Raw genomic sequence first — 14,686 nt, forward strand, 5'->3', positions numbered from 1 at the left:
AAGTCTAAACTCAAAACCACCAATCACTAGGCTCGCTCTTACCCAGGACAACCTGTTGAGGCTCCACATCTAGTCGCTGCCGGAGAGGATTGAGTGCTAGGTCAGCGGGTCCACTGATCGAGGTTTTTCGCCAGACTCTGCTGTCGTGGGCCAGCAAGTCTTTTGGGGTGGGACGCACTGCCAACAGCTGCTTTTCCGGTGGTCAGCTGACCACAGCTACAACACTCTGAAAAGAAACGACATTTTCGGGCGCTACTATGGACGGCGCATGACCCGCTCCTCGCGCCACCTCTCACAAGATCGGTTGTGTAGAGATAGGTACCGTCCTGTCGCCGCCATGGGTCGCGGGGTCTTGGCGGTCATTTTTGATCGTACATGACGTTCTAAGGGCATTGGTCATGGTTGCCCGGGTAGAATGGCCGACAGCCCTTCTATGCGGCTGGTGTAGTAAGGTCAGTTGATGCACGGAGCCGATTGAGCGGCTTCGTGTTCGAACGAACAATCGCGGTGTTTGTCACGACTGAAAGGAGACATTGCTTTGTAATCTTAACGGCGGTCTCCGCAGGATGCTTCAGGACGAAGACCTCCCAGGCTTCGAGGACAGTCGAAATTTGCTGGTCGTAAAACGAATGTTTGCAGATCTTCGGCCGTAATCATTCTTGTAGGAAATATAGCTGGCGGCGCGGACAAATGGCTCAATCAAATTGTCGAGCATCCTTGAAAGAACGCCGAAACGCGGACGGATTGTAAAAGAAACAAATACTGTCTGACTGAGTTCCGGCTCGCGCCCGAATTCGTCGTGCAGCCGAGACGGCTTTTTGGTAGCGAGGGGAGCGGCTGTCCTCTGCTTTTACCCGCGCCGCCGAGCGTCATGGCCCGCGCGCCTCTGCGGATCATAATCACCGCGGCTGAAGCCTTCAGCACGTTCCGGGGGAGGGGGCGAGCAGGCGGAGGAAGCCGGCTCCGCGGCGAGGATGTAGGCGCTGAGCTGAAACCGCGGAGCGATAGCGACTAGCGGTCCTGGCGCTACAGATCCCCAAAGGCCGGACCTGACGGCTATGCAGTCGAATAGCGACAAGAAAAGACTCTCTGCCATCGGGCGTCGGATGAACCATGCCCTCAACGGCGAATGAGGCCAAATCGGTGGGCTTCGTCCAGCAGGACCCGCACCGAGGACGGTTGCCAGTTCTTGCCGCTGCGCACAGGCCGTTCTCCCATCTGGTCCAGTTGCGCGGCAATGTCGCGCAGCGACAGGTTGGGATCGGCAATGGCAATTGCCGCCACCAGCTTCATCAGATAGTCTTCGGGAGCCCGGCGAGGGGATCGAGCAAGGAGTTCCTTCTCCGCGAGCTTTTCGCGTACCATGCGATGAACAGCGCGACGAAGGCGTTCGACGGTCCAGTCGTGGCCACGGCGATTGAGAACCCGCACGACATTGTCCCAACTGTGCTGCGGCCGGAGTTGACGCACCATCGGCAGCCACGTCTGCGCCGATGCAATGAGTTCATCGAGATAGAGCTTCTCCCGTGCCTGCGAGATTGCCTTGATCGCCTCCGGCCGTCGTTCTCGCAGACCGGGATTTCCAGGAAGCTTGCCGCGTGCCTTCGCCGCCTTAATGCCGGCTTTGGTACGCTCAGCGATTAGCGCCCGCTCGAGCTGCGCGACGGCGCCGAGGACCTGAAGGGAAAACATGCCCTGCGGGGTCGACGTATCGATTGGATCGCGGATCGACCGGAAATGCACGCCGCGGGCCTCGAGGTCCTCGATCACCGACAAGAGATGACTGACGGATCGGGCCAGTCGATCGAGGCGCACGACAATGAGGACGTCGCCGGCGCTAAGTTCAGCGAGTAATCGCGTCAGCACCGGTCGAGCCCGCGATGCTCCGGAACCATGCTCCTGATGGATCCGATCGCAGCCGGCTGCACGCAGCTCGTCCAACTGGGCATCGTGGACCTGTTCATCCGTCGACACCCGGGCATAACCGATCAGCCGCTTGGGAGATTGTTGGTTGTCAAATGTTTGTGGCTTTGCCATCGCGCTTGTAACGGCCCTGTCTCGAAGTAGTTTGTACAGATAAGGCATGCGTTAGAAATCGAACAGTTGCAAGCGTGTTTTAAGTGTCAAATAGCGGCCCACCAGACTCAAATCGCCACCCGAGATAAGCAACGGAGCGTCCGCACTGACAAACCCGCGCCAGCGGGCTCCTGTGGCGGAAAGGCCGGAAAACAACGGTTTTGGAGATGTCGCGAGAGCAGGGGGCCGCAGGAGGACGCCGGCGCATCATGCGGCAAGAAGGGGTCGGGATCATGCGGGCCAACTGGGGCGGCCGAATTCTGTCTCGGGGAGTCCGGTCATCCAGGACGGCCGACCACTGATTTGCGCGCTGAAATCAATCGCTGCCGAGGTGGCTTTTACTTCCCGTTTTCAGTTGAAGCGCTAAGCTGAAAAACTGGCGCCGAACTTTGACCTAATGGCTTCACACGGAGCAGGGGAGGGGAGAGCGATGTTCGAAATCATTCGAGTTGGTGGAAGGGTGTTGGAAGAACGCGCTCACGGTTGTAAAAACCGGCTAACGATAACGATAGGAATTTCGGATGAGCTGGAAACTGAGGCGAGTTAAGCAGTGTGCCAAGTGCCCTTGGAAGGTGTCCACGAACCCTCATGATATTCCGAATGGCTATAGTCAAGAACTGCATCAGGCTCTTGTCCGCACCATCGCCGAGCCGGAATCGCTGAAAGGCACCGGCCAGGTGATGGCTTGCCATGAGCATGCGCCAGGGGAGGAAGCCCACTGTGTCGGCTGGCTCATGAACCAGATCGGGCCGGCAACAACATCCCTTTGCGTCTTCAAGTCATGTCTTGCGACAATATCGAGGCGGTCATCTTGGAAGGCCCGCAGCACGAACGGTTTGAAGATACGCTGCCGAAAGGCAACGACGTCGCAGTTGGGTAGGGGTCAACTTGCTGCGATCGCCAAAAGGCAGATCAGCGGCCGCTGCCCCTTGGCACAGCTCTGATTGTTGCCATTAAAGGCCCGATGCCTTGGTGAGTTTGATCCGGAAACGGTCACGGCGCAGGTGATACTTGCGGGTCATTTCCGCGCTGGTATGACCGAGCTGTTTTTGGACATACCGCAAGTCGACCTCAGCCGAGCAGGGTGACGAGCAGGCCCTTGGCAAGCGTCTCGACCCAGCCGCAGCCGCCTTCGGTCTGGTCGCGGCCGCAATCCAGCCCGACGATCTCGGAGCGGCGCAGGCCGCCGGCAAAGCCGATCAGCAGTATCGCCCGATCCCGCATGCCGCGCGGAGTTCCCCTATCGAGCGTTTCGAGTATGGCGATCATGTGCTCGGGGAGCACGGCTTCTTTTTGGCGAAGAGGGGCTACATGGGTGTTGCGGATGCCGGCCAGAACGGTGGTGGACGTTTAGCGGCATCTAATTATAGCATCCGAGAGGCCCGGCCGCTTCGACGGGTTGCACTATTGTAATAGCTTGATGCCTGCTGAACCGAACGATGACGTGACTGCTCCATGGCTTCGGGCAGGGGAATGCCGCGATTGGCGGCCTCAGTCAGATAGCCGGACCTCAACCCGTGCACCGAAAACTCCCCGGGCTCGAGCCCGGCCATTTTCACCCGCCGCTTGACGATATCATTGACCGCCTTCGGATCGAGCGCCCGGCGCGAAACATGGCCCCAGCGATCGATTGCCCGAAACACGCTGCCCTTGTTGATCCTCGCGGCCGCCAGCCAGGCATTCAGCGCCTCCACCGGCCGGCCGGTCAGATAGACGATCTCGTCCTGGCCGGCGCCGGAGTTCTTGGTACAGCCGAGATGGATCGACAGCGAGGGCAGGGGGCTTCCATCGTCGCCAGAGACCGGCGGCTCGACCGTCAGCTGCTCCTTGCGCAGGCCGGCCACTTCGCTGCGCCGGCGGCCGCCGGAGGCAAAGGCGACCATCAGGATGGCGCGGTCGCGCAGATCGCGCAGATTGTTGCCGCCGCAGGTCGCCAGCAGTTTGGCCAAAACATCTGATGTCACCGCCTTGGCGCTCTTGCGAAGACGTTGTCTTGGCGCGGCTCGGATCGCCAGCCGGATCGCGGATTTGAGGGCAGGGGAGGCGAAGGCGCCGTCGAGACCGCGCCATTTGGTCAGCGTCGACCAGTTGGCCAGCCGTCGTCCGACGGTCGCCGGCGCGTGCGGCCCGGTCGATCGAAGAAAGCCGCCGTCGCGCAACGCCTGGCCGACTGCGGCCGGCATGCCGTGCTCGGGATCGGTCTCGCGCCGGGCCGGATCCCACAGATGATGGGCGACGAATTTCAACAGCAGCGCCTCGGGCGCCGGCCATGGGAGGGGGCTACCGGTCGCGGCCATCGCCCAGGCCTCGAGGTAGCCGAGGTCGGAGGCGAGCGCCCGAAGCGTGTTGTCGCCCATGCCTTCGTTGACCAGGTGCCGCAGCGTCTCGACGTCCTGGTCGGACAGAATCTCGGCGAGCTTGTCGCGCCGGTCGATCGGCAGCACGGCGGCGATGGTGTCGAGGGTTTCGGCCCGGCGGGCGATGGCGTCGGGCGCTGATTTCGGGGCGATGATGTCCATGGGCCTCCTGAAGCGGCGAAATCCGGCTGCCGGAATGGCGCCGGCGGCCGTGCTTTGCCCCGTTTTCGCTGATTTGCGGGCTTCTGGCAATCACTTCCGATAAGCGATACTTATCGGAAGTTAGCCATGCGCGCCGATGCCGTAACGGACGACGGAAACAAATGCTGACGTCGCTTCCGTTTTGGAAAAGAACAACATCAATTCATATAGTTAATGACGTGTAAAGATCTCAAGCTTCGGTTAACTTGCCAGCAGCGCACGCTGCGAAATGAGCCGACAGAGTATTCTGACCGAGCTTAAGCACTCAGCCAGTGGCCCGTCTGGCCTATGCCGCCTCCCGGTTCAGGATTTTTGCGGTGAGCGCCGCCTTCCTGCGGAAGGAAATCGAGATCACTTTCCTTCAGAATTGATCTCCGGCCCCAGAAGATGAGTGATGGACACCCTGTTATTCTCGGGAATAATGCAATACAACCATCTGGTGATCAAGCGGCTGAGTTGCTACAGTGATACGGAGAGGAAGTCGATCGCCATTGTCCGATGGAAAGAACAGAATCCAGCACGCCGATCCAGAGAGTTGAACGACGCACTTTGATCGATGTCGATGAAGCGCATCGACCTTACCTTGCTGCGGCCATCCTTCGTTTCAATGCAGCGAATGCTGCGGCAAGGGTCGAGGTCTCGAAGCAAATTACTTTATCCGATGACGGTACCTCGCCCATCGACACGTTGATCGCAAATTTTCACCACTGCCTCTACCGTGAGAAAATCTATTCGGAGACGCTTCCCCTTCGACGGGCTCTCATCAGCGGTGTTCTCGGGCGATGACCGTCTTCCCACTGAAATTTACGCGTTTCGCCTCTCATTACCTTTTTGCTGACGATGCGGGTGGGTATTTTCGGGGAGATCGCAACTTCCTTGAGCGATACGCCGGTGGCAATTTGACCGCCTCAGACACCGAGTTCCTTCATACGAACGGGCACGCATTCGATGAAGTAGGCGACGCCGCGTATATGGGGTTTGCATATCGGTGGGCACAGCGACTGCATCGTCCGCAGGAGCTTAACTACGTCATTCTCGTGCCGACACTTCGCTGCAACTTGGCGTGCGGCTACTGCCAGGTGTCGCGGGTAAACGAAAACACCAGTGGGTTTGACTGGACCGAGGACACGCTCGCCCAGGTTCTTCGTTTTCTTGATGGCATCGACACGGCAAGTGCGAAAATCGAGTTTCAAGGCGGCGAACCGCTTTTGCGATTGGATCTGCTGGAGACGGTTCGAGAGTTTGCGCGGCGCAAATTCAAGGACGTAAGCTTCACCGTTTGCACCAATCTGCAGTCTGTTTCCGATGAAGCCTGGGCGTTTCTCGACGCTTCGGACACATTCGTTAGTACGTCGCTTGATGGCGAACTTTCGGCTCACCAACGGCAGCGGACAATCACCTCCGGCGACACCGAGCAGTTTGTTTCGAACCTTCGGTATGCGATCGGAAGGCTAGGGCAAGGGAAAGTGTCGGCGTTGCCCACGCTTGATGTCAACAATTTGCCAACCCCGAACCAAATCATTGGGACGTTCGGCGACTTCGGTTTTCGTTCCATTTTCCTCCGGCCAATCAACCATCAAGGTTTCGCTCGGAAGCGATACCAGACAATGGGCATGGATGAGCGATGGAACGACTATCATGGCCGATTCATCGATGCGTTGATCGAGCACAATTGGACAGCAGATTTCCCTGTCGAGGAATTCTATTTCACGCACTGTCTTCGCCGGGTGCTGCGCGGCGGCCATAACCACCATGTGGACCTTCGCAACCCGAACATCCTGGGTAAGGACTACATAGTCATCGATTTCGACGGCATGTTTTATCCGTCGGACGAAGCAAGGATGGTGACGAGAGTGGGGCAGATCGACCTGAGTGTCGGCAACCTTTGGGATGGCATCGATCAGGCAAAGCTGGATGTCCTGAATGAGGAAGCGACTAACTCGTTCCATCCCGATTGCATCCACTGTCCATATCAAGCGGCCTGCGGCATTGACGTGATCGACGACCTCTCCCGGTATGGTCGTATCGACGTGACGAAGCGTGACACTACCTTCTGCCGACGCCACACCGCGATCTTCGACAAGATATTCGAGCTGCTCTATTCGGATGACAAAAAAGCTCACAAGAGCCTTGCGGCATGGGCCGGAATTCCGGAGTTCGATCCTTCGCTGGCTCCGATACACAGATGATCGATTTGCGGCTCAAGATCGATGACGTTCCAATCGATCATCCAAGTATCGTTCGCCTGCGCACCGACACGGTGGAGAGTGAGCATGATGCCGCCCTGATCGATCGTGACCACGAGAGTCAAATCTTCGATCTCGCGGGCTATTCGCTTCGCGTTTACTGCGATCCCCGAACCGATCTCGACGGCGACGTGCTCCTTCTAGTACCTGGTCGAAACTCGGCTCATCGGTTGCTGCGAGCAGGGTCGAGGCACAACACCTTCCTGGTGACCGAGCAATGCGACCAGCTCTGCGTGATGTGCTCGCAGCCTCCGAAGAAATATCACGTTGACCTCTTCGACCAATTCACAGTCGCCGCCACCTTGGCCCCGGAAAACGCGCGCATCACGATATCTGGCGGCGAGCCGCTGCTGCACAAACGAAGACTGTTTCAATTCCTCGTCGCCGCTGCGAAGGCCCGACCGGATATCTCATTTCATGTTCTGACCAATGGCCAGTTTTTCGAGCCTGGCGACGTCGCCCTAATTGATGAGATCGGAAGAGATCGCGTGTTGTGGGGCATTCCGCTGTATGCGCCTCACGCCGCACTTCACGACAGCATCGTTGCGAAGCCGGGTGCGTTTGAAACGTTGTCGCAGAATTTCACGACGCTTATGAGGGCGGGAGCGGCCGTTGAGCTTCGGACGGTTGTCCTTCACCAGAATTGGGATGTGTTGCCACAGATTGCGGACTACGTCTCGACCCGGCTTCCATTCATTGATGTCTGGGCAATCATGCAACTAGAAAATATCGGTTACGGCAGAATGAATTGGGCGCATTCGTTCAAGGATACGTCGCTGGATTTCGGCAAACTGCGGAGCGCCATCAATCTCGCGATTGGGCGCGGTATTCACACTCTTCTTTATAATTTCCCGCTTTGCACGGTTCCCCCACAGTACCGGCATTTGGCACCAAGCACGATTTCAGACTGGAAGAACAAATTCCTGGAAGAGTGCGGCGAGTGTACTTTGCGCTCTACTTGCGGTGGTTTTTTTGAATGGTATAAAGCTGATCAGGGGTTTGGGGGACTGTCACGACAATGAAGAAGCGCAAGGTTTACCTGGTGCCGTCATTGATTGCGGCCGGGTTCATGCCGTCGAAAGGCGATGCAGCGCCACTTGTCGGCCTTACCAAAAAGAAGCCAGAACCCACTCTCTTTGAGCGGCTGCAGGTCAGGCAGGTCTACACCCTTGCAGGTCATAGCTCACATTCGAGCCACGCAAGTCACAGTAGTCATGCTAGTCACGCGAGCCATGCGTCAGGCTCTGGTGGCGGATACGTTGTGCCGCGCGGCGACTACAACAACAGCACGACCTATACGCAGCCCGACCCAACGCCGAGCTATTCGCCCAATCCTGGACCGGTCATCAGAAGTCTACCGACGACTCCTAACATACCGTCGACGACTTCGACTGGAAGCTATTCGACGGGGGTTGCCCCGCAGTCTTCCTCGGTGAATACAGCCCCAATGCCGCTGAAGACGTTGCCGGGCAACTCAGACAAATTTCGGCGTATCGTTATTCAGGTTCAGACCGCTCTGGTTGCCTTCGGCTATTTCGGCGGCCCGGTAACAGGGCAGGTCGACGCCGCAACGAGGGTTGGACTTAATAAAATGCAGGATGCCTATGGGCTGAAGGTGACCGGAACGATCACGCCTCAAGTTCTCACAGCTTTTGGTATTTCAACAAACTGATCCGATCAGGTCAGGGAGGGAGCGATGCGTTCGTCTGTTTTCATTTCCTGCCTGATTTCGTTGGCCGCGCTAATCGCAAGCCCCAGTCACGCAGCGATGAGATTTGCCCATGCGAAAGCGGCGAACAACGACATCTTGTTGATTCAAGGAACGTTCGAGCCGAGCGATCTTCCTGATAAGCTCGAAGCCGAAATCAAGAACAGCGCCCCGAAATTCGTCGCGTTCATTTCGCCGGGCGGTGATACAGATGCCGCGATTGGATACGGCCGGGCTATTCGTCGGATGAAGCTTTCGACGCTGCAAGTTTCGGGTTCGAAGTGCGAGGCTGCATGTTTATTCGCCTTTGCCGGTGGAGTGCGGCGTTTTGCGGAAGACGGCTCGATGGTTGTTGATCGAACACTTCTCTCGCCGGGAAGCTCGGGCCCGCAAACAGGCACCGATAGATACAAAGCCTACTTTGCGGACATGGGCCTCGACTCCACCTTGTTCACGTTTGTCACCAATCTGACCGACGGCGATCGACGGGTGCTGTCGCTGATCGACATGGCTGGCTTTGGTCTCGTGACGGGGCAGCCTACCCCCTATCTGGCACCGACGGCGGAAGAGACTGCCGTATCCAACGAGGCGCCCTCGACAGCATTGAACGAAGCCGCGCTACAGTTTTTCCTGGAAACACAGCGGACCTGGTCGACGAACGAAGGAATGTCCTTCCTCGCGAACAACTACGGAGATCCCGTTGTCTATTACGGCTCTCGGCGCTCGAAGGCAGACGTCCTAAACGAGAAGCAACAGTTCGCTGAGCGGTGGCCTGTGCGCATTTATGCCGTTCGGTCTGGCACAGCACACGCAGCATGCTTTGATATCTGTACCGTCTTCGCTGTAGTCGATTGGTATACCTACAGCCCCGCCCGTAAAAAATCGTCGTCTGGCGCGGTAAATGCAGCGATGACATGGGACCCCGCGACCCACAAAATTCTGGCGGAGAATGGTAAGATCACGATCAAGGACAGCTCGGCGGCTGGACCGGATCGGATTATTCGTCGCTGGCTGACCGACAACGCTGCGTGCTCGTTATCGTACGCGCAGGACGCTTGTAATTCACAAGCACTGCTTCTTACGGAATTGACCAACAGCGGCTGGTGCCGCAAACCCGATGCGACTTGGGGGCCGTGCACTCCTCAATAAGTCCGACCACCGGACTGGAAGGTGTTTTGCACCTTGGGCGTGGTTTTTTGACGCGAAACTGGCCGTTGACCAAGCAGCTCCTTCGGTACCCATCCCATCGCTGACGGACCACCAGAGACATGGACCCATCCGCTTTCCGTCTCAAGGATGGCAAGCAATGCATTCTGACCGACTGCGCCGACCGGGATGTATTTTGCACCGGGTCCATCCCTCAGTTGGAAGGGCTGCTTCATGTAGGCAAACTTTGGCTCCGGTGGGGCGATGTAAGGCGGGGCGGGCGGCTCTGATGCCGCGTCCAATCTAGACGCGGCGGGCGCGGTCGCGGCTGCCGCAAGCGCCTCGAAGATCCTAGGATCGGGTGTCGGCTCCTGATCTGCCCCAAGGGAGGCAGGTGTCGAAAATGCCGGATCATTTACTGTCGCCGTAGCGTCAACGTTCGGTGCCTGGACTACGACTGCCGGCATACCGGTTTCCGAAGCAGATCCAGAAGGGGTTGTGGCAGGGGTCACCATCGTCGACGGTGATGGTGACCCTTGTGCTGAACCGGCAGCAGAGGACGCGGGCCTGCGCGGCGTTGACGATGACGATGCGATTTGCCCTGAACTGGTGGGAACAGTGGCCTGGGTTGTGACGGGCCTAGTCGATTTCTCCGCGTTTTGAAGTGCGGCAATAGCAATAGGAAGTCCAAAGATGCCCCCAATGATGAGGGCTATGGCAGGTACAGCGCTCTTTCGTCTCTGTTCATCCGGCGTAGGCGAACTTGGTGCCACCGGTGGCGATACTGACGTCGCGGCCGATGGGATCGCTTTCAGGGCTTGTGCAGCCTCCATCTTTGCCTTCGCTAAAGCTTGGAGAGCGGCGACGAAACTCGCCAGCTTTCCCACTTGCGAAAATTCCAGTACCTCGTTGAGACCGCTGTCGCTTTGCAGATGAAGGGTATCGTACAGACAGACAGGCAGCTGGCGGTTGTTCCGAAAACGCTGATCGGGCCCGCCATTCTTGTTGGGGTGCTGCCAAGTGCGGTCGACGACCTTGGCGTCATGAGGGACATGACCATCTTCGATAAACCGTGACGCTTGCCAGCGAGCGCGGAGATCAGAATATGACATTGCACCGAAGCGCGAATTGTGGGCGACCAAAGCAACGTCTGGCATGAAATAAATTATCTGCTTGCCGACATGTATCGAGGGCGGTGTGATGTTGCTCTTGATAACCTTCGGCAAAGCGTAGACGAGCTTCGTGGCAGTTCGCTTCACCAGGTGGGATGCGCCTGCATTTCTTTTCCAGGTCGTTAGATCGTTGATCGCACCGCCAGCCTCGATATGCCATTTCCCGGCACAAGAACTCAAATTGTCGAACGCCGCAATCGTTTCCTTGTACGCCTGCTCGACCGGACCATCGATATCATAGAAGAGAACTGTCGATCGGCGGTACGAGTCGAGCCACGACCCTACCGCCCAGGCGGGAAGGGTCGCGATCAGGACCCAAATCCCCACTGGCGGCGCTTTCGCCAGCACAAGGATGCCGAGGAGAGCCGTGAGCCATCCGAAAAGAGCCGACAACCGCCATTGATTGGCCTTCGCGTTGATTTCGTCCAACACCTCGCCGAAGTTCTCGTCGCGCATCAACAAGACGTCGCCGGACTCGAACTCGATCATGTTGACCGCAGGCACTTCAAAAGTGACCTGAGTGGGCGGTGGCTCGCTCACAGCCCTCTGTCGACGTTGGCCAGCATTGCCAAGTGACGCTCGATAATACAGTCCGCCTCGTCCGGCATGGATATAGTGGCCCCGAGGTCCGGTGCCGACCCTTAAGCCCTTCGCGCCGACAGAGACGCCGATACCTCCTTGAGAAAAATTAAACCGGAATGGTCCCGCTTTGACTGACTTGCGTATATAGAATGGCACCTCACGCCCCCAGACCCATTGCAACGTGGATGTTACACAGATTTTCTGGCTGCAATGAAGAATTTTGTGGCTTTGCATCCCGTTGTATTCGCCGAACGATATCCAACAACAGCTCATAACGGCAAAGCAGCCGAAACAGTTCTACCAGCGGCGTTAAGCGCCTATGCGCCCGCATTCCGGGTCATTCCAGCCCAATCCACAACTACCCGAAAGCGGACACCGGGTTGATTGTCCGTCGGCCCACAGCGGTTGCTACCGGCTGCCTTCATCATCGCGCTATTGTTGACCGTTTCCGTGGGAGCGGCGGCTTTCTCGTTGGTCGAAGGAGGCCCAGTGATAGCGGTCAGGTCTTGAGGTGTTCGCCATCTGGGCACAGGGTATTAGCCGTCCTCGTCCACGTTGACGCACCATCCTTTGACCTGGTGGGTCGTGAAACGGGGCTGCTTTCCGGTGACCTTCATCGCTTCTCGCTCTTGACCTTTCTGGCTGCGGCGGGTTCTCTCATTGGTGGAACGATGGGGATACGGCGAGTTCATTCGCCTCCAACGCTTGAAATTCAGCGGCAACTCTCGGATAAACGGCTTCGCCGTTCTCGGGGGATTCCGTGGCTGATCCGAAAAAATCGCTGATGTCAAAGTTCGACAGCCAGAAGCGCTTTGCGAATTTTGGCCCCGTCATCGTCAAGGCGAAGATAAACGGCTTTCGCGGCGTGAATGCCGAAATCAATTTTGAATATCCTGTCACCGCCCTATCTGGCTTCAACGGTTCAGGAAAGAGCACCATCGGGCAGCTCCTCCTTTGTGGATACAAGAAACTGCCCACGGCCCTGAACGCCAAGCGGTACTACGTGGTGAACTTCTTCCCCGTATCAGCAGCTGACCCGACGCCCTTCACAGATGAAGCATTCATCTCATTAAGCTACCAAACGGATAAGCCGGGTGTCCTTCAGGAGCTGACCGTCTCGCGAGCCTCGACAGAATGGTCTGGCTACAAGCGGCAACCCGAGCGGAACACGGAGTACGTAGGATTTACGGTCTACATCCCCAAAGTCGAGCGTAGAGACCTGAGCATCTATAACGCCAAGAGTATGTTGCTCGGGGCGCGAACCGATCTGGCGGACGCCGTAACGCGCGTGAGCCGGATTCTCGGATCGCCTTATGACGACGTCTATTTTCAGGATGTGGCGGCCCACAAGAAGCAAGGGCAGCTCGGAGTGGCAAGCCGGTTTGGCGCCAACTACTCCGAAAATAACATGGGCTTTGGCGAGGGAAGGGTGGTTTATACCGTCCGGCTTCTCGAAACGTGTCCGGCGCAAAGCCTCATAGTCTTGGAGGAGCCTGAAACATCGCTTCACGAGAGCGCCCAATACGAGCTTGCTAAGTATCTGATTGATGTGTCTGACCGCCGAGGACATCAAATCATTTTTTCCACCCACTCAAGTGCCATGATGAGTGCGCTTCCTCCGGAGGGCCGCAAGCTGCTGGTGAGACGGGGTGATGGTGTGACGGTATACGACCGGGTTTCGTCGTCGCGAATAAAGACAGCCCTCTCGGCCGGCGAGAGCGGTCACTCTGTAATCTGCGTAGAAGACGATTTTGCGCAGTCGCTCCTCCGCGAGATTCTCCGCCGCTATAACAAGGATTTGTTGTCTTCGGTGTCCGTAATTCCCTTCGGCGACACCAAGGCAGTTAAGGCTGCGAAAGATGCAATCCAGAAAGCGGGTTACAAAGCAATCGCTGTTCGCGACCCTGACAAGGGCGATCACAAGGCGGATTTGATTTTCAAACTGCCCGGCCAGTTGCCTCCAGAAATGGAGGTCTTCAACAATCTCAAGGTGAGACAGGCGCTATTTGATGCCTACGGCGTGGACTTCGCACAGATACTGGTCGCCAATCCAAACCTAGATCACCATCGCTACAGCCTGAATTCCTGCGACAAGGCCCAAGTCTCTCGAGAAGTGTTGGAGAGTGACTGCATACGCTCGTTTCTTGACGATGTTGGTGACGTCTGGTTCGCGGAACTTTGCAGCGATATCGAGAACGCAATTCATGGATAGCGAAAAGCCCCGAAAGGCCCTGCGGTCGATCCTGCTTATTTCGCGACGGAGACGAAGAAGCTCCTATCATCCGGGCGCTGCTGCTCGTCCGTGAAGGCCAATTGTCAAGCGAAGCGAGGAATTGACCCCCTTCATTGATTGATTGTTTCGTTTGTTTCAAGCATCGATCCGGCCTTCTGCAGAGGGCCGGAGCGATGCTTTTCGCGAAGCCGGTAGCTGTCGCCCCGGATGGTGATCACCGTGGAATGATGAAGCAGACGGTCCAATATCGCCGTTGCGACCACAGGGTCGCCGAAGACGCTCCCCCATTCTCCTACCGAGCGATTGGAGGTGATCAGGATCGATCCCTTTTCGTAGCGCCGGGACACCAGTTGGAAGAACAGGTGCGCTGCATTCGCCTCGAAGGGAAGATAGCCGAGCTCGTCAATGATCAGTAATTTCGGACGAGCCAGGATCGCCAACTGCTTGTCGAGCGAGCCGGCGATGTGGGCCTTGGCCAACATCGCCACCAGCGTCGCGGCTGTGACGAACTGCACGTTGTAGTTCTGGCGGATCGCCTCGCGACCAAGACTGACGGCAAGATGGGTTTTACCTGTGCCAGGAGGCCCAAGGAACAGCACCGTGTCCCCGTGAGCGATCCCGCGACAGGTCGCCAGTTCCCTGATTTGCCCATGATCAAGCGACGGCTGCGCCTTGAAGTCAAAACCGTCGAGTTCGCGCACGAACGGGAACTGCGCCAGCTTGCTCGACATGGAAGCTGCCCGTGCGCTATCGCCCCCAAAGAAGCCACCGCAAGCAGGCCGACCACTTGTTTTGCCGGATAATTGAGTTTCACAGTAAGCCCACGGTGAAGGCCGTCTTGCGATAGAGGGCTTCTGACTGCCAGTCCTAGTGGTAACACTAGGAGTAGTCATATGACGAAGCATCCAATTGAGGTGATCACGTCTGTAGAGCGCCGTCGGCGCTGGTCACGCGAAGATAAAGAG

The 14,686-nt window shown here is 57.4% G+C and carries 8 protein-coding genes and 2 pseudogenes; 5 read left to right on the forward strand and 5 right to left on the reverse strand.

Features of this window, described 5'->3' with window-relative positions; translation table 11 throughout:
* Positions 1 to 1,119: 1,119 nt before the first annotated feature.
* The 3 genes and pseudogenes from CO666_RS32730 to CO666_RS32740 all read right to left on the reverse strand — a co-directional run bounded on the left by CO666_RS32730 (position 1,120) and on the right by CO666_RS32740 (position 4,595).
* Complete coding sequence (locus CO666_RS32730; RefSeq protein WP_008534020.1) at positions 1,120 to 2,037, reverse strand: recombinase family protein; 918 nt, start codon at positions 2,035 to 2,037, stop codon at positions 1,120 to 1,122.
* 992 nt (positions 2,038 to 3,029) lie between these two features.
* Positions 3,030 to 3,417 (reverse strand): annotated as a pseudogene (locus tag CO666_RS32735) (hypothetical protein); the annotation flags it as partial.
* A gap of 23 nt (positions 3,418 to 3,440) precedes the next feature.
* Entirely contained in the window at positions 3,441 to 4,595 is a 1,155-nt protein-coding gene (locus tag CO666_RS32740) for a site-specific integrase (RefSeq protein WP_097603693.1), read from the reverse strand.
* An 821-nt stretch (positions 4,596 to 5,416) separates the two neighbouring features.
* Here CO666_RS32740 and hxsB point away from each other — a divergent pair.
* Genes hxsB through CO666_RS32765 form a run of 4 tightly spaced genes read left to right on the forward strand, consistent with a single transcriptional unit; the run spans position 5,417 to position 9,737 of the window.
* The gene (hxsB, locus tag CO666_RS32750; RefSeq protein ID WP_097603695.1) at positions 5,417 to 6,823 is read left to right on the forward strand and encodes a His-Xaa-Ser system radical SAM maturase HxsB; all 1,407 of its coding nucleotides are present in this window, start codon (positions 5,417 to 5,419) and stop codon (positions 6,821 to 6,823) included.
* Entirely contained in the window at positions 6,820 to 7,902 is a 1,083-nt protein-coding gene (hxsC, locus tag CO666_RS32755; protein ID WP_097603696.1) for a His-Xaa-Ser system radical SAM maturase HxsC, read from the forward strand. The genes hxsB and hxsC overlap by 4 nt, the downstream gene beginning before the upstream one ends.
* Positions 7,899 to 8,552: a His-Xaa-Ser repeat protein HxsA gene (gene hxsA / locus CO666_RS32760; RefSeq protein ID WP_097603697.1), complete on the forward strand. Its 654-nt coding sequence runs from the start codon at positions 7,899 to 7,901 to the stop codon at positions 8,550 to 8,552. The genes hxsC and hxsA overlap by 4 nt, the downstream gene beginning before the upstream one ends.
* Positions 8,553 to 8,576: 24 nt before the next feature.
* Positions 8,577 to 9,737: a COG3904 family protein gene (locus tag CO666_RS32765; RefSeq protein ID WP_097616073.1), complete on the forward strand. Its 1,161-nt coding sequence runs from the start codon at positions 8,577 to 8,579 to the stop codon at positions 9,735 to 9,737.
* Here the strand turns inward: CO666_RS32765 and CO666_RS32770 are convergent.
* Complete coding sequence (locus tag CO666_RS32770) at positions 9,731 to 11,644, reverse strand: DUF4236 domain-containing protein (protein WP_097616075.1); 1,914 nt, start codon at positions 11,642 to 11,644, stop codon at positions 9,731 to 9,733. The genes CO666_RS32765 and CO666_RS32770 overlap by 7 nt on opposite strands.
* A 604-nt stretch (positions 11,645 to 12,248) precedes the next feature.
* Between CO666_RS32770 and CO666_RS32775 the strand changes: the two genes are divergently transcribed.
* The gene (locus tag CO666_RS32775; RefSeq protein WP_208722856.1) at positions 12,249 to 13,700 is read left to right on the forward strand and encodes an ATP-dependent nuclease; all 1,452 of its coding nucleotides are present in this window, start codon (positions 12,249 to 12,251) and stop codon (positions 13,698 to 13,700) included.
* 131 nt (positions 13,701 to 13,831) lie between these two features.
* On the opposite strand, the pseudogene istB reads toward CO666_RS32775, so the two are convergent.
* A pseudogene (gene istB / locus CO666_RS32780) lies at positions 13,832 to 14,464 on the reverse strand (IS21-like element helper ATPase IstB); the annotation flags it as partial.
* Positions 14,465 to 14,686: the final 222 nt, after the last annotated feature.

The sequence above is a fragment of the Rhizobium chutanense genome (assembly GCF_002531935.1).
Lineage (GTDB): Bacteria > Pseudomonadota > Alphaproteobacteria > Rhizobiales > Rhizobiaceae > Rhizobium > Rhizobium chutanense.